14 protein-coding genes are annotated in these 14,958 nt (G+C 60.4%); 4 read left to right on the top strand and 10 right to left on the bottom strand.

Features of this window, described 5'->3' with window-relative positions; translation table 11 throughout:
- Nucleotides 1-106: 106 nt before the first annotated feature.
- The 5 genes from CD58_RS11205 to CD58_RS11185 all read right to left on the bottom strand — a co-directional run bounded on the left by CD58_RS11205 (nt 107) and on the right by CD58_RS11185 (nt 5,952).
- On the bottom strand, nt 107-991 hold the full coding sequence (locus CD58_RS11205; protein WP_025213092.1) for a serine hydrolase domain-containing protein: 885 nt from the start codon (nt 989-991) through the stop codon (nt 107-109).
- 261 nt (nt 992-1,252) lie between these two features.
- Nucleotides 1,253-3,652 (bottom strand): TonB-dependent receptor, encoded by a 2,400-nt coding sequence (locus tag CD58_RS11200; RefSeq protein WP_025213091.1) that lies wholly within the window; start codon nt 3,650-3,652, stop codon nt 1,253-1,255.
- 131 nt (nt 3,653-3,783) lie between these two features.
- Nucleotides 3,784-4,710, bottom strand: a complete 927-nt coding sequence (locus CD58_RS11195) for a FecR family protein (protein ID WP_025213090.1) — start codon at nt 4,708-4,710, stop codon at nt 3,784-3,786.
- Nucleotides 4,707-5,213: an RNA polymerase sigma factor gene (locus CD58_RS11190; RefSeq protein ID WP_025213089.1), complete on the bottom strand. Its 507-nt coding sequence runs from the start codon at nt 5,211-5,213 to the stop codon at nt 4,707-4,709. The genes CD58_RS11195 and CD58_RS11190 overlap by 4 nt, the downstream gene beginning before the upstream one ends.
- Nucleotides 5,214-5,328: 115 nt before the next feature.
- Nucleotides 5,329-5,952, bottom strand: coding sequence for a hypothetical protein (locus CD58_RS11185; protein ID WP_025213088.1), 624 nt, complete (start codon nt 5,950-5,952; stop codon nt 5,329-5,331).
- A gap of 165 nt (nt 5,953-6,117) precedes the next feature.
- On the opposite strand from CD58_RS11185, the gene CD58_RS11180 reads away from it, so the two are divergent.
- The gene (locus CD58_RS11180; RefSeq protein WP_025213087.1) at nt 6,118-6,795 is read left to right on the top strand and encodes a phytanoyl-CoA dioxygenase family protein; all 678 of its coding nucleotides are present in this window, start codon (nt 6,118-6,120) and stop codon (nt 6,793-6,795) included.
- Nucleotides 6,796-7,088: 293 nt separating this feature from the next.
- Here CD58_RS11180 and CD58_RS11175 read toward each other — a convergent pair whose 3' ends face one another.
- From CD58_RS11175 to CD58_RS11165, 3 genes are all read right to left on the bottom strand, one after another.
- Complete coding sequence (locus tag CD58_RS11175; protein WP_025213086.1) at nt 7,089-8,087, bottom strand: NADP-dependent oxidoreductase; 999 nt, start codon at nt 8,085-8,087, stop codon at nt 7,089-7,091.
- A 147-nt stretch (nt 8,088-8,234) separates the two neighbouring features.
- On the bottom strand, nt 8,235-9,023 hold the full coding sequence (locus tag CD58_RS11170) for an SDR family NAD(P)-dependent oxidoreductase (RefSeq protein WP_025213085.1): 789 nt from the start codon (nt 9,021-9,023) through the stop codon (nt 8,235-8,237).
- 51 nt (nt 9,024-9,074) lie between these two features.
- Nucleotides 9,075-10,196, bottom strand: a complete 1,122-nt coding sequence (locus CD58_RS11165; protein ID WP_025213084.1) for an alkene reductase — start codon at nt 10,194-10,196, stop codon at nt 9,075-9,077.
- Nucleotides 10,197-10,343: 147 nt separating this feature from the next.
- Here CD58_RS11165 and CD58_RS11160 point away from each other — a divergent pair, with 147 nt between their 5' ends.
- Together CD58_RS11160 and CD58_RS11155 are read left to right on the top strand one after the other, a co-directional pair.
- On the top strand, nt 10,344-10,919 hold the full coding sequence (locus CD58_RS11160) for a TetR/AcrR family transcriptional regulator (protein WP_025213083.1): 576 nt from the start codon (nt 10,344-10,346) through the stop codon (nt 10,917-10,919).
- A gap of 334 nt (nt 10,920-11,253) precedes the next feature.
- Complete coding sequence (locus tag CD58_RS11155; protein ID WP_025213082.1) at nt 11,254-12,213, top strand: hypothetical protein; 960 nt, start codon at nt 11,254-11,256, stop codon at nt 12,211-12,213.
- 52 nt (nt 12,214-12,265) lie between these two features.
- On the opposite strand, the gene CD58_RS11150 is transcribed toward CD58_RS11155, so the two are convergent.
- Nucleotides 12,266-12,961, bottom strand: a complete 696-nt coding sequence (locus CD58_RS11150; protein WP_025213081.1) for an HAD family hydrolase — start codon at nt 12,959-12,961, stop codon at nt 12,266-12,268.
- Between the two features lie 37 nt (nt 12,962-12,998).
- Complete coding sequence (gene argC, locus CD58_RS11145; RefSeq protein ID WP_025213080.1) at nt 12,999-13,922, bottom strand: N-acetyl-gamma-glutamyl-phosphate reductase; 924 nt, start codon at nt 13,920-13,922, stop codon at nt 12,999-13,001.
- A gap of 114 nt (nt 13,923-14,036) precedes the next feature.
- Here argC and CD58_RS11140 point away from each other — a divergent pair, with 114 nt between their 5' ends.
- Entirely contained in the window at nt 14,037-14,921 is an 885-nt protein-coding gene (locus CD58_RS11140; protein WP_025213079.1) for a LysR family transcriptional regulator, read from the top strand.
- The last annotated feature ends 37 nt before the right edge of the window (nt 14,922-14,958 follow it).

Genomic DNA, 14,958 nt, shown 5'->3' with positions numbered 1-14,958 from the left:
ATGTCCCTACTCTGAACGACAGCTTCTGGCCGATTGCTACCTATGGCGAAGGGCCGCTTGCCGACAGCCGGACATTCGCGCCGACGCCTAAAAGACTTAGTCGTCTTCAGCCACCCCGTATGGCTTGCATCAGATGTCCAACAACGATGGCTTCGATGGCGCCTTCACTGGCGCCCGCCTCAAAAGCAGCGCAGCAAGCCGATGCGTTCCCGGCACAGATACGGTAGACAGCAATTACACTGCCTGGCCCGCCGCCTGTGTGCCCACTCAGGGAGTACCCACCGTCAATTGCCCCCTGCATCATACCAAGGCCATAGCCCGGCGTGATCCATGGACGCCCGGGAATCGGGCCGCCCAATGTTCGTGCCGTCTGCATTTCCTGAAGCAAGCCCTTGGGAAGCAGGTCTGCGCAGAGGAGTCGATCCAGAAACAGCGCTGCTTGCGAAATTGGGCCCATCAACAAGCCGTGGTAAACCCAGGCGGGGTCATAATTTGAGGCACTTCCAAGATGGGTTGTCTGTAAGTCTGCTCGCGTTTTAGCAAAGCGAATGTTCGTTAGGCCCAGAGGGTGAAGTGCCCGTTGGGTCACCGCTTCATCAAGCGTCAGATCAGTTAGCCGTTCAATTAGCCTGCCGATGAGTAAGTAGCCAACATTCGAGTAACGCCAACCAGTTCCAGGACTGTATCGAAGTCGAGCACCGTCAAGGCGTTGCATCATTTCATCTGCCGACCAGGCTGACTCACTGTTCGTAACGGCGGCGTGATACTCCTCAAGTTCGCCGTAATCGGCCAGACCTGCCTCATGCCGCAGTAGCTGGCGTAACGTGAAAGGCTGATCAGGAATTGGGTTGTCCAGCCCGATCAGCCCGTCACGTACCAACGATAAGGCTGTCGCAGCCAGGACTGTTTTCGTAAAGCTCCACCAGGGTGCCGTCAGTTCTACATGGTCAGGCGTTTGCGGCTGACCATTTGATACGAGCGAGCAGAACATTGGCTTCCTTGGAATTTAGAGCAGATCGATACCTCGACAAGATACCCCATGCGCTCTTCTTCGCCAGAGTAAAAAGTCAGCCGTTTGTACTGTCCTGAGCAACCGCTAATGGCCGACTCTTGCCTAGCAAAAGGCTCCAATCGCCCAATCACAGCAATAACAACAGAGGCCGCAAATGCAGCCTCTCGGAGCGCCTGGCGAAACCGCCTTTAGCGTGTTTTCAAACAGCTTGCGACGGCGCCTCTTTAATCGTGAGCAACCTCAGAAATCAACAGTAGCCGATACCTTCAGCGTACGCGGTGCCCCTTGGGTCAAATAACCACCATTAGCCGAGGCCCAGTAGTTTTCGTCGGCGACGTTCTCCAGCATCGCGTTGAAGGTCACCCCGCGGCCATCCATTTTCGTGCGATAGCGCGCGCCCAGGTCGACGCGGGTCCAGGCGGGGATGCTGTATTCGTTGGCGCTGTCAACGAACTGGCCGCCGGTGCGCAGTAGCAGGCCGTTCAGGCTCACCCCAGGCAAGCCGGGCACATCCCAGTCGGCGCCCAGATTGAACTGGAATTTCGGCACACCCACCGCCTGGTTGCCATCGTCGCGGCCGCCGGTGGTGCCGCTAAGTTCGGCTTTGGTCCAAGTGGCACCGCTCAGCAGGCGCAGGCCGTCCAGCGGCTCGCCGAACAGGCTCAGCTCCACGCCGCGATTGCGCTGCTCGGCATCCACTCGGTAGTAGCCATCGCCGCCGAGCACGCCCTGGGGCTGCTCGATGCGGAACAGGCTGAGGCTGCCGCCGAAGGTGCCCCAGTCGAGCTTGGCGCCCACCTCGGTCTGCTTGGAGCGATAGGGTGCGAACATCTCGCCATTGTTGAGCGCGGCGGCCGGCGCGGTCGGCCCCTGTTGCAGAGACTCGACGCGGTTGGCATAGAGCGACAGGTACTCGGTGGGCTTGATCACCAGGCCATAGGCCGGCGTGGTGATACTTTCCTGATAGTTGGAGGTGCGGGCACCGCTGGCCGCGCTCCAGGCGTCGGATCCGATGGACTGGCGGCGCACGCCCAGGGTCAGCAGCACGCGGTCGTCGAGCAAGCCCAGGGTGTCGGACACCGCCAGGCTACGGTTCTGCACCTTGGCGGTGGTGTCCGGGTCGTGGATATCGCCGGAGACGCTGGTGGCCGGCGGCTCGGCGACGGGCTGGTCCTCATACAGATTGCCAAAGCCGCGACTGCCCGCCGCGGTGGACTCGAACGCGTTGCGCTTTTCCTGCCAGATGCCGTTGGCGGCCAGGTTGATGCGGTGGCTCACCGGCCCGGTCATGAGTTCGCCGCGCAGCCCCGTGACGGCGCTGAGGGTCTCCTGGTCCAGCGGCGAATAGAGGCGGCCGATACGGGCGTCGCCATTCGCGCCGTAGACGTAGTTGGAGGCGTAGACACCGTTCTCCCGCGTGTATTTGCCGCCTGCGCTCAGGTAGGCGGTCCAAGTGGGCGACAGGTCGTACTCGGCGCTGAACATGCCATAAGTGTCTTCGAGCTGCGACCAGCTCCAGGGTTGCGCGTAGTTGTGGTCAGAGTCGGGTGCCGACGGCGTCTTGCCGTTGAGTGTGCTGGTAGGCCCCGTCGTGGTCAGATAGACCACCGAGCGCCCCTCATTGACCCGTTGTTTCTGGTAACCGAGGTCCGCAGACAGGCGCAGACGATCACCGCGGTAGTCCAGACCGAGGGTGGCCAGACTGAAGCGCGAGTGCTCATCGTCCACCGCGGTCTCGCCCTCGCGCTGGGCCAGGTTCACCCTCACACCGAAGCGGTTGTCCTCGCCGAAACGCTGGCCCAGGTCGAGGTGCCCACCCACTCGGCTGTCGCTGGCATAGTCCAGGGTGGCGCTACGCGTGGGGGTGTCCTCGGCACGCTTGGAGACCACGTTGATCGCCCCACCGACACCGCTGCCCGACGGCGACACGCCATTGACAAAGGCGCTGGCCCCCTTGAACACCTCGACCCGCTCGACCGACTCGGTGGAGATGATCTGTCGCGGCAGAATGCCGTACAGCCCGTTGAAGGCAATATCGTCGCTGAACAGCTGGAACCCACGCACGACGAACACCTGGGAGAAGTTGCCGAAGCCGAACGACTGACGCACGCCCGGATCGCTGGCCAGCACATCGGCCAGGGTCTGCGCCTGGCGCTTCTCAATCAGCTCGGAGGTGTAGCTGGAGAAGGCGAAGGGCGCATCTTGCATGTCCTGGTTGCCCAGCACGCCGATGCGGGCCCCTCGCGCCGCCTCCCCACCGGCGTACTCGACCGGCAGGTCGACACGGCCTTCGGCGAGCCCGCTGATGGTGGTCGGGCCCAGCTCCAACACGCCCTGCTCGGGCAGTGGCACCAGGGTGATGGTGCCGTCGTTGCCGGTCTGGAAGGTCAGGCCGCTGCCCTCCAACAATCGCTGCAGGCCGTCGACCACCGAATAATTGCCCTTGAGCGCCTGCGCCACGCCGCTGCCACGGGTCAGGCCGGCGTCATAGAGCAGCCGCACGTCGGCCTGCTCGGCGAAATCGGTGAGCGCCGCGTCGAGCCGCTGGGCAGGCACGTCGAGCTCGACGGCTTGCGCCTGGGCGGCAGCAATGACCAGGGGGAGAACGGCTAGCGCCGCGAGGAAGGGGGTCGACCGCATGCTGATGTCCTTGGCTATCAATACGAAGAAGTCGCATTTGCAAGAACAGAAGACGAAGGCGCCGCTGATTTCTGAACCATCGCCGCCCAAATATTTTCTGTTTTCTTGAAGGGCCAGGCGCGGCGCGGGTCTCAGCGGCGGGACGTGACCAGAATCAACCCCGGCAGGCGCACCAGACTCACAGGTAAAGTGGTTTCGACAGCCCTTAACACCGCCTCAGGATCGTTAAGGGCGAACACGCCAGTCACCTGTACCGCGCGAGCGGCTTCGTCGACAAACAGCACCCGCGCAGACTGGCTGCGCTCAAGCTCGGAGAACACCTGCTCCAGCGACTGGTCGCGGAAGACCAGCTTGCCGCGCTGCCAGCCCAAGCGCTGGCGCACATCCAGTGCCTGCGGCGTCTGCAGTTCCCCGCCGCGCCACTGCACCTCCTGCCCGCCGACCACCGGCTGCGGCTCGCGCCCCTCGCTGGAGGCCAACACTCGCCCCTCGCTTACCGCGAGGTCGACACCGCCCTCCTCCAGACGCACATCGAAGCGCGTGCCGGTGACGCGGATGCGCGCCTCGCCGGCCCTGACAATGAACGGCCGGGCCGGGTCATGGGCGACCTGGAAATCCGCCTCGCCGCGGTACAGCCTGACCTCGCGACGACCGTCGACAAACTGCCAGTCCAGCGCCGAATCGCCGTTGAGGGTCAACAGCGAACCATCGGCCAGACGCAACTCGCGCACCTCGCCCGGCTGGGTGCTGATATCGGCATACAGGCCAATCCAGGTGCCGCGCGGTAGCCATAGGGCGAGCAACAGCATCGCGGCGCAGGCCAGCGGAGTCGCCCAACGTCGATGGCGACGCAGCACACGCACCTGAGGCTGCTCGGCCGGACGTTCTATCTGGCCGAGCAATGACCACAGCCCTTCCACCTCACGCAATGCCTGCTCATGTTCGGGCGCCGCCTGGCGCCAGGCCTGCGCGGCATCGCGATCGGCAGCGGTGGCGCGGCCAGAATGCAGCAGCACCTGCCATTGCCGGGCCTGATCGAGAAGTGAAGGATGAGTCACGGCTGCGGGTCCATCTGCTGCTGGCAGTATTCGAGGGCCTTCAGGATATAGCGTCCGGCCATGCTTTCCGAGACACCCAGGCGCTCGCCGATCTCACGCTGGGTCAGCCCGTCCAGGCGATTCCACAACAACGCCTGGCGCAGATGCGGTGGCAAACCCTGGACCACGCGCTGCAGTCGCTCCAGGCGCTGGGCGTCGCTTGCCGCTCGCTCCGGACCAGGCTGGGCACTGACCAATTCGATGGATATCTCCTCCTCGACGGGGCGCGATTTTTGCTGGCGGCGGTAGTCAATGATCAGGTTGCGCGCGATGCGATAGAGGAAAGCACGAAGATTGCCGATCTCTTTTCCAGACTCGCGCCGGCGAAAGCGTAACCACGTCTCCTGGCGCAGGTCGGCTGCCAGTTCTGCGCACTTCACCTGCCGTGTGAGGAAGTGCAGCAGCTCGCTCGAATGGCTCTCGAACTGGCCGTCGGTGGAATGAGGATCGGATGGCCTGGACACGCAAGCGACTCAAGCGAGAAGGAATCGCGAGAATATATCAAATGATAATGACTTTCAATTATGCACATTATTGAGAGGCCGCTTTTGGGTCGAAAGCAGACGCTACCTCACCGAGCTACTCAACAACCCCGTTATAAACCACAGTCCCCGCCCCCTCTTTCTTAACCGTTAACTTATTCCCCTCCGCCATAGCCTCAACCAGCTCAGAACACCCATCCACCTCACGCCGTCCATCAACCCGCTCAGCCTGGGCGTCGAAACTAAATACATAAGTAGACGCCGGGCAACCATTCCCACCCTCCCCCGTGGAAACCACCACTACATACCTGCTCGGCCCAAACGTATAAGCCTTTTCAATCGCCACATAACCGGTGTACTCAGGCTGCTCGACAATGGATTCCATGACATTCACCACACCCACACGCGATTGATAATTCAGCGCGGTCCCCGCCTCCAGGGTCTGGGTGGTGAAGGGTCCTGCGCGCTCGGTGTCGACGGGCAACGGTTGATAGGCAACGCCGGACGGCGCAGGGGGTGCGATTTGGGTCGTGGCGGTGGGTTTTGCAACGAGGCTTTGCTGCGGCTCAGGAAGATCGCATAGGCCGTTTTTACAAATGAAATCGCCTTGGCAGTCGATATCTTCCGAGCACTGGTTGGTTTCTTCGAAAGTGCTTTGGGCGGCTTTGGCGTGGCCGACGACGGCCAGTGCAAGAAGGGTGCAGGCGAACAGACGCTTCATCGGTGAATTCCTTTTCTGGATGGTGGCCCTGATGATAACTGCAAACCTTCCAGCCTTGTCCAGCGTCGGCCTGAGGTGATCGCCTTCGATTTGCCGTGTCCAATGGTCCTACTTTGGTTTGAATACTAACCTTCCCAATGCCCACGCAAGGAAGCCGAAAAAACCATGACTGGCCGCGAGCAACTCCATCGAGATGGTTACGCCCTGCTCCGTCGAGCGATCCCGACCGAGTGGCTGGATGACTTGCGTGCCGTGTTCGATGCAGGCGTGAGGCCGTCGGACCAATGGCCGGTGCCGCGTGGCATGGATTGGCGTTGTTCGATGCTGGACGATGATGCGAAGGTTCAAGCGGTGTGTCGCCTGCCCCAGTTGCTGGCGGTGGCGGGTGAGTTGATTGCAGAGCGGTTCTTCCTCTCCCAGGTCGAGGGGCGCGAGCCTCTTGCTGGTGGCGGCCATCAACAGCTGCACCGCGACTTGTCGGCCAAACGGCCAGGCGACATTGCGATTGCCCTGGCTTTTTTCGACGATTATGGCCCTGGGAACGGCGCGACACGGATCGTTCCCGGCAGCCATCGCCTCGCGCCGGGCGAACCACCTTTCGACTTCAATAACGAGTCAGGGTCCGTACAGCTTTCAGGCTCCGCCGGTGACATCCTGGTGTTCGATGTCGATTTGGTGCATGCGGGCAGTCTGAACGCGACCGGCGCACGCCGGCGTTCCGTTTTGATCAGCTATTTTTCGGAGTCGCTATACGCGTCACACTTGGAGACCATGAGCCTGCGCAATATTCATATGGACACGAGCGAGCGGTTCGAGCCCTTGGGGTTTGCCTTTGGGGGTTAGCATTTCCTGGTCAATTTTTTCCTGTCATTACAGACAGTTATAGGCCGGTCATGTTGAAAAAATCGGTCTTTTCAGAACGCCGTAGGATGGTCGATGAAAGCACTTCTTGAGCACACTTCTACGTGAAATCTCGGCCTGAAAGGCTCTGAGAAATTCTCCAGAACGAACCCCATTTCGGCGAGAGCCTGCCTCACCGCGCTTCGAGAAGCACCGAACTAGCGGTGCATCAGGAGGCGGCTGCTTCCTTTCGGCCCATCAGCGGACGTTCGGCCTACATCCGCTTTTTCGTGCGCTTATTGGATGGTTATGGTGACTTTGCCTTTAGATCTGCCCTGCTCGACGTACCGCAACGCCTCTGCAGTCGATTCAAAAGGGAAGGAACGATCGATGACCGGTTTGATGACGCCAGCTTCGATAAGCGAGGTGATTTTTTGCAGTTGTACCCCGTCGGCACGCATAAACAAAAATGCATAGCTCACCCCATGCTTGCGGGCTTTTCTACGAATACCGCTGCTCAGCAGGCGCATGACTTGCCGCAGCATCCAGGACAAACGTTGCTCTTGGGCAAATTCTGCTGTCGGTGGTCCGGAGAGGGAAATGAGCTGTCCGCCGGGCTTGAGAACCTCGACTGATTTCATCAATACATCAGTGCCCAGGCTGTTCAACACCACGTCGAAATCGTGCAGTGCGGTTGCAAAATCCTGCTGCTTGTAGTCGATGACCAGATCCGCTCCGAGTGCTTTCACCCATTCGACATTCGCCGTGCTGGTGGTCGTCGCAACGAAGGCGCCGAGGTGTTTGGCGAGCTGGATGGCAAATGTGCCGACCCCGCCGGATCCGGCATGAATCAACACCTTCTGGCCTTTTTTCACCTGGGCGGTTTCAACCAGCACCTGCCAAGCCGTCAAGGCGGCCAAGGGAACGGACGCCGCTTCGGCCATGTCAAGGTTCGAGGGTTTCAGCGCGAGGGCGTTTTCGTTCACGGCGATCAGTTCGGCAAACGTCCCGATCCGATCCTCGGGAGGCCGCGCATAGACTTCGTCGCCTGGTTTGAAGCGTTTTACCGCCGAGCCCGTGCGAACGACCACTCCCGCCAGGTCATTGCCCAATACCAATGGAAATGTATAGGGCAGGATCAGTTTGAATTCCCCGGTTCTGATCTTCGAGTCCAACGGGTTCACGCTCGTTGCATGCACCTGGATCAGAACGTCATGCACACCGACCGCAGGGTCGGGCACTTCGCCAATCATTCCGTTCTGCTTGCCGTAGCGGTCGATAAAAAATGCCTTCATGTTGCAGCTGCTCTTGTCGGTGGAATGAGGATGGGGCGTGGCCCCGGCAATCTTGATGGAGAAGTTGCTTTTCCGCCTCAAGCGAGTTGACAGCGGGCACTCTGTTTACTCCATCAGATTGCGGGGCGAACCCGACCTCGACAGGGTTCAGACCTGAGTCAAATAGCGTTGCGCCACGGCCGATTGCCTGATCTGCGACAAAAGCCCCTGACGTGCGGTTTGCAGGGCATCCCAGCGCTCGCCTTCATGCAGCGGAGGAATGGTCACCGGTTCGCGACGGTCGAAGCCGACCAGTGCGGCATCGACCAGGTCACCCACTTCCATGACTTCGCTCAAGGTGTTGATGTCGATACCGGCGCGGTCCCAAATCTCCGTGCGGGTGGCGGCGGGCAATACGGCTTGCACATAAACACCCTGGGGCGAAAGTTCCAGGCTCAGGCCTTGGGAAAGGAACAGCACAAACGCCTTGGTCGCCCCATAGACCGACATGCCAAACTCAGGCGCCAGACCCACCACCGAACCAATGTTGATGATCGCGCCCTCACCTGCTTTGGCCAGGCGTGGCGCGATGGCGCTGGCGAGTCGCACCAGCGCAGTGGTGTTGAGGGCCACCAGTTGCGCAACGCTATCGGTGCTTTGCTCGATGAAGGTGCCTGACTGCGCGGCACCGGCATTGTTGACGAGGATGCCGATGCGCTCGTCATTGCGCAGGCGCGCTTCGACAGTGTGCAGGTCGCTGAGTTGAGTCAGGTCGGCCGGAACCACCTCAATGGCAACGCTGTGTTCGTCACGCAACTTTGCGGCGAGCGTTTCCAGGCGCGAATGGTCGCGGGCGACCAACACCAAATCATGCCCGCGTTGGGCGAAACGTTGGGCATAAACCGCGCCGATGCCGGTGGAAGCGCCAGTGATGAGAACGGTAGGACGAGTAGTCATGATGTCAGCTCTTTTTTCAGGAACATGAATGGGGATGGATGCACGATCAAATCAGGCCCGATCTGCCCGTGCCTGGTTTGCGACAGCGGTGGATTCGCCAAGCGTCGGGTAGTCGATGTATCCCGCCGCACCGCCGCCGTAGAGGGTGGAAGGGTCAAAGGCGGACAGTGGCGCACCGGTCTTGAGCCGCTCCACCAGATCAGGGTTGCCGATAAAAGGACGGCCAAAGGCGATCAGATCGGCCTTGTCATGCGCGAGGCGTTCCGTGGCCAGGCCCAGGTCATAGCCGTTGTTGGCGATGTAGGTATTCTTGAAGCGCTGGCGCAAGGCGTCGAAATCAAAGGGCGCCACGTCGCGAGGCCCACCGGTCGCGCCTTCGACGACGTGCAGATAAACGATGTCCAGCGCATTGAGTTGATCGACGATGTAATCGAACTGAGCCTGCGGATCACGGCTCGATACACCATTGGCCGGCGAGACAGGCGAAAGGCGAATGCCCGTGCGATCAGCACCAATCTCGGCGACCACGGCAGCCGTCACCTCCAGCAGCAGACGCGCACGGTTTTCGATTGAGCCGCCGTACGCATCAGTACGCAGGTTGGAGCCGTCCTTGATGAACTGATCCAGCAAATAGCCGTTTGCACCGTGGATTTCAACACCATCGAAGCCTGCCGCAATGGCGTTTACCGCCGCTTGGCGGAAATCGTTGACGATGCCCGGCAACTCGTCAGCTTCCAATGCTCGCGGCTCGGAAACGTCCTCGAAGCGGTTGTTGACGAACACCTTGGTCGCGGGACGAAGCGCGGAAGGGGCTACCGGCGCCGCGCCGTGCTGTTGCAGAGCGACGTGGGAAACACGACCCACATGCCACAGTTGCAGGAAAATTCTCCCGCCCTTGGCGTGCACGGCATCGGTCACCTTGCGCCATCCCTCAATCTGGGCCGGTGTGTAAATGCCTGGCGTGTCCTGATAGCCCTGTCCCTGCTGGGATATCTGCGAGGCTTCGGAAATCAGCAAGCCCGCGCTGGCTCGCTGGCTGTAATAGGCAGCAGCAAATTCACTCGGTACAAAGCCTTTTCCGGCGCGATTGCGCGTCAGCGGGGCGAGAACCACGCGGTTTGACAGTTTTAGCGTGCCTAGCGTGTGGGGAGTAAACAGGTTCTGATCGCTCATGGGTGTTTGTTCCGTGCCCGTTGGTGAATTTCAGATTGCTGGCATTTAGGATGATGATCGAAATCTAAACTGTCAACAATTTTGATTACGGGCGACATCTATGTATCATCACCCCATGAATTTCCAAGCGGTAACGAGGTATCGAACATGCGAGTGAGCAAGGCCCAGGCCCAGGCAAATCGGGAACACATCGTCGAAACAGCCTCGGTCATGTTTCGCGAACGCGGTTTTGACGGCGTCGGCGTGGCCGACTTGATGGCCGCTGCCGGTTTCACCCATGGCGGTTTCTACAAACATTTCGGTTCGAAGGCCGACTTGATGGCTGAGGCCTCGGCCAACAGCCTTGCGCAATCGCTGATCAGCGCTGAAGCATTGAGCGTCAAGGATTTCATCGATGTGTATGTGTCGAGGGATCATCGCGACGGACGCGCCACGGGTTGCACCATGGCGGCGTTGTGCGGTGACGCTGCGCGTCAGTCCGGCGATTTGAAGTCAGCATTCGCTGAGGGCATTGAGCGCATGTTGCAAGTGCTCGGCGAAAAATACCCGACCGGGCCGGATGCGCCAGCGGGTGAGGCCAGGGAGAAAATGATCGACCTGCTGGCGCGTGCGGTCGGTGCGATCATGTTATCGCGCGCCTGCCCTGACGACTCGGCGCTGGCGGATGAAATTCTGGCGGTGTGCCACGCGAAGATGACCGCATCATTACCTATTCAATCGTAGTCAGCACAAGACGTGATGACTTGCTTCATTTCGTTAAACGTTGTCAGTCCACGTTAAAAGGGCAACGGAAGGCGAACACCGGCGCCTTGATCTCGCGCTGAAAGCGATGGTAGGCCACCTATCCAATGGCGCGCGATCCCGTGGACTTCACGCAGAGACGCCCCTTCCCAATCGACGCTAACGTTCTCACACAGCCCGGCCCCAAAGCGGCCACGGGCCTATCTCCAAGCATTCAGGTATTCTCCGCCGCGTGAAACACGATCCCGGCTGCGGCGTGCAACCGCTTATCAGAGCCCCTCGATCGGTCTAAAAATCGGCGCATCAGGAGGCTAGCATGTTGATTGGACACCGGTTCGAGCGCACCGCGCAGGGTGACCTGCTTATCCACTCGCGCAACCTGGTGCAGAGCGCATTCGTGCTGTTCGTTGGCGCGCTGGCCTTCATCTTACCGGTGGCGTTCGCCGTGTTTGTGATCGTTGATGGCGCCTCGCTGATGGCTGATGTGGATCCCCTGTCCGCCTTATTGTCAGTGCTCTTGTGGCTGCTGATTCCTGCCCTCGGCTTGCTCCTGGTGGTGTACACCGGCTTTCGCGAAACCTTGGTGCTGTCGCGAGTCGACGGTGAGGGCAAACGCCTCACCCGAAACTTTTTCGGGCGCCGCAAGCGTGTGCAATCGGTCTTCAGGATCGACGCTGCCAAATCCCTCGAACTGCGCCGCCGCCCACAGGCTGAGCGAGCCTACACCCAACTGTGGCTGATGATGCGCGATGGCACCGCGCACCGCCTGACGACCGACAGCGTTCCGGTGGTACCGGGAAGTCAACGCACCGACGTGTGGCTGCGTGAGCTGGCCGACTACCTGAACGTGGCAGTGCCCACTGAGGTCGTCGAAGGGACGGCGGCGGGTGTGAAGGAGCCCTATCGGCCAGCTCCAGCCCCCACCAGCGGCAAGGCGGTGAGGGAAGCCAGGCAGCGTCGAGAAAAGGACGCCAAGCCTGCGCCTGAGCCGACCGGGAAGCTCGGCGTTCCCGCTCGTGCCTTGCTCACGCTATTGGGCGCCTTCTTCGCGGTGCTGGAGCTGACTAACATCATTACCTTGGTGCCGGCCCTGTTTACCGGTCGGTTGCGCGTCAGTGGCTTTCGAACGGGCTCTACGATCTTCCACTGGGCCGAGCAACCATGGAGCTTTGCATTCAATGTGCTGGTGGGCATCGTCGGGGGACTGATCATTGGCGTCATCGCCTGGGGTTGCCTGCGCACGGCGATCCGGGGTCGGATGGGTAGCAAGCCCTGAAGCCAGTCCATTCGGTCAAGGCCTGGTCAGAAATGGTCGTCAGGTACCGCTATCAGGTTGCAAGCATGTCCAAGAGCTCTTTCAATGTTTCAATGGAGCGCTCCGCTGGGGCTATGTTCGCGGGCCACGGATGGAATCCACTCAACCAGACGGCAAGCATTCCGGCGGCTGTGGCACCCAGGTAATCATTCTCCGGGTGATCACCCACAAACCAGCAATGCTCAGGACGGACCCCCAACGCCTTCGCTCCCTGATGGAATATTTCAGGCGTCGGTTTCGCAACGCCGCACGCTTCAGAGCACATCATCGTTTCCATGGCTTTCCCGAAGGGCAGTGCCTTCAAAGTCTGCCGTCGCGAATGCTCGGCGCCATTGGAGATGACACCAATGGCAATGCCCTTGCGGCGAAGCGCTTGAACCATCGCGCTAGCGCCTGGCATTTCAACCGCAGCGCTCGGAAAGTGATTCACCCAATGTGTGATTAATCGCTTGGGATCGATTGGCCCGCTCCACTTCAACTCCTGAGCCAACGTGTGCCCAACCGCCTCACGGATGGAAGAATATTTAGATTCCGGTCGCAGATACCCACCGTTGTCGGTGCGCGCGATCAGATGAGAGATCCGACGGGTGTCCACTCCAGCGATCTCATCCTTGAACTCATCCAGAAATCGCTCAACGTAGCGGTCAATGCTGAGCGCGCGATGGGTCAGCGTGTTGTCCAGGTCGAACAGAATAGCTTTCGGTGCCAAGCTCCCTCCAAGCGATCACGATGCTGTTGAAAAATGTTTACGCCATCATCAAATCCAGATTCTCCACAGCCGCGCCAGCGGCGCCCTTCCCAAGATTGTCAAATACCGCCGCCAACAGAACCTGTCCCGTCTCGTCATTTTCACACACCACCAATCGCAAACTGTCGGTCCCGTTAAGCGCCTGAGGATCAAGGTACGTCAACTCTTTAGCCTCCTGCATCGATATTACCTGTACATGGGGTGCGTCGGCGTAGTGCTGCATCAGGCAGGCATGCAACCGCAGCGCATCCACGCCTGGCGCCAGCAACCGAAGTTGCAACGGGATGGTCAGCACAATGCCCTGGCGAAAAGCCCCATAGGCCGGTACGAACATCGGCCGCTCCGTCAAACCGCTGTGCTGCTGAATTTCCGGAATATGTTTGTGCGCCAACCCCAGACCGTAGACCTGGAACGCGGGCGCCTGCGATGCGCCCTCCCCCTCATACTCCTGTACGCCGGCGCGCCCTTTTCCGGAATAGCCCGACACGGCGTGAATATTCATCGGGTAGTCCGTGGGCAGTAGCCCAGCCTCCAGCAATGGACGCAGCAGCCCTATCGCTCCCGTGGGGTAGCAACCGGGATTGCTGACCCGCCGCGCTGTGGCGATTCGTCTGGCCTGCTGCGCGTTCATCTGCGCGAAACCGTAGACCCAGTCTGGATGGGTACGGTGCGCGGAGCTTGCATCGATCACGCGAACAGCGGGGTTCTTGATGCTCGCTACCGCGTCGCGTGCAGCCGGGTCAGGCAAGCAAAGAATCGCGATGTCGCAATCGTTGATGATTTCAGCGCGGCGTTGTGGATCCTTGCGCTGTTCGGAGCTGAGCGTGACGAGCCTCAGATCGGTCCGGCCACTTAGACGCTGATGGATTTGCAACCCGGTGGTGCCTTGGTCGCCGTCGATGAATACGTGAGGAATCGTCATGGAAAGCTCCCGGACAGAGGAAATCAGGAGATTCCATCTTCAGGGAACGGCTAAGATTGGAAAAGTTGAATTTCCAAACGATTAGATTCAGTTTTCCTGAATATGGAGTGACCCATGCGCGAAATCAGCCTGGACCGCCTGCGCACCTTGGTGGCCATTGTCGACCTGGGCTCGTTTGCCGAGGCCGCTCGTGCACTGCACCTTGCGCCCCCCACGGTCAGCTTGCATATCACCGACCTGGAGTCGCGGGTGGGTGGCCAGCTGTTGTCACGTACCCGTGGACGCATTCAGCCTACGACGGTTGGAGAAACCCTGGTGGACCGCGCGCGGCGCCTGTTGGCGGACGCGGAGCAGGCGCTTGAGGACGTCGAGCGTCAGGTCCAGGGCTTGGCCGGGCGTGTGCGGCTGGGGGCCTCCACAGGGGCCATTGCCCAGTTGCTGCCGCAAGCGTTGGAGACGTTAGGCCAACGCCATCCCGCTATCGATGTGCAGGTTGCGGTGCTCACCTCACAGGAGACTTTGAAGAAGCTTGCCGAGGGCTCGTTGGAGATTGGCCTGGTCGCGCTGCCACAGACCCCGGTGAAGGGGTTGCGGATCGAGCCATGGCGGCGCGACCCGGTCATGGCGTTCTTGCCGGCTCGCTGGGACTGCCCGGACATCGTGACGCCCGGTTGGCTGGCCGCCCAGCCATTGATTCTGAACGACAACACCACCCGGCTTTCGCGCTTGACGTCGGAGTGGTTCGCTAATGATGAACGCCAGCCTACGCCGCGAATTCAACTGAACTACAACGATGCGATCAAAAGCCTTGTGGCTGCCGGTTATGGCGCGACGTTATTGCCCCATGAAGCTTCCACGCCATTGCCCGATACCCGGATCGTCATGAGGCCATTGCGGCCTTTACTGTGGCGTGAACTGGGGATTGCCCACCGGGGTGGAGATGTCGAGCGGTCTACGCAACATGTGCTGGATGTGTTGTGGGGGTTGAGTGCTGGGTAGGTGCAATGACCAAGGGCAGCAATCGACCTAAAGCAGC

This window comes from Pseudomonas brassicacearum, assembly GCF_000585995.1.
GTDB lineage: Bacteria > Pseudomonadota > Gammaproteobacteria > Pseudomonadales > Pseudomonadaceae > Aquipseudomonas > Aquipseudomonas brassicacearum_A.
The sequence above is the reverse complement of the archived record's forward strand: the minus strand, read 5'-3'. Positions and strand labels throughout refer to the sequence as shown.

Bases quoted from the DNA above. Each gene is read 5' to 3' on its own strand.
- CD58_RS11180 (WP_025213087.1), top strand. From the start codon at position 6,118: ATGACTGGCCGCGAGCAACTCCATCGAGATGGTTACGCCCTGCTCCGT.
- CD58_RS11200 (WP_025213091.1), bottom strand. From the start codon at position 3,652: ATGCGGTCGACCCCCTTCCTCGCGGCGCTAGCCGTTCTCCCCCTGGTC.
- CD58_RS11140 (WP_025213079.1), top strand. From the start codon at position 14,037: ATGCGCGAAATCAGCCTGGACCGCCTGCGCACCTTGGTGGCCATTGTC.
- CD58_RS11205 (WP_025213092.1), bottom strand. From the start codon at position 991: ATGTTCTGCTCGCTCGTATCAAATGGTCAGCCGCAAACGCCTGACCAT.
- CD58_RS11185 (WP_025213088.1), bottom strand. From the start codon at position 5,952: ATGAAGCGTCTGTTCGCCTGCACCCTTCTTGCACTGGCCGTCGTCGGC.
- CD58_RS11175 (WP_025213086.1), bottom strand. From the start codon at position 8,087: ATGAAGGCATTTTTTATCGACCGCTACGGCAAGCAGAACGGAATGATT.
- CD58_RS11155 (WP_025213082.1), top strand. From the start codon at position 11,254: ATGTTGATTGGACACCGGTTCGAGCGCACCGCGCAGGGTGACCTGCTT.
- CD58_RS11160 (WP_025213083.1), top strand. From the start codon at position 10,344: ATGCGAGTGAGCAAGGCCCAGGCCCAGGCAAATCGGGAACACATCGTC.
- CD58_RS11165 (WP_025213084.1), bottom strand. From the start codon at position 10,196: ATGAGCGATCAGAACCTGTTTACTCCCCACACGCTAGGCACGCTAAAA.
- CD58_RS11170 (WP_025213085.1), bottom strand. From the start codon at position 9,023: ATGACTACTCGTCCTACCGTTCTCATCACTGGCGCTTCCACCGGCATC.
- argC (WP_025213080.1), bottom strand. From the start codon at position 13,922: ATGACGATTCCTCACGTATTCATCGACGGCGACCAAGGCACCACCGGG.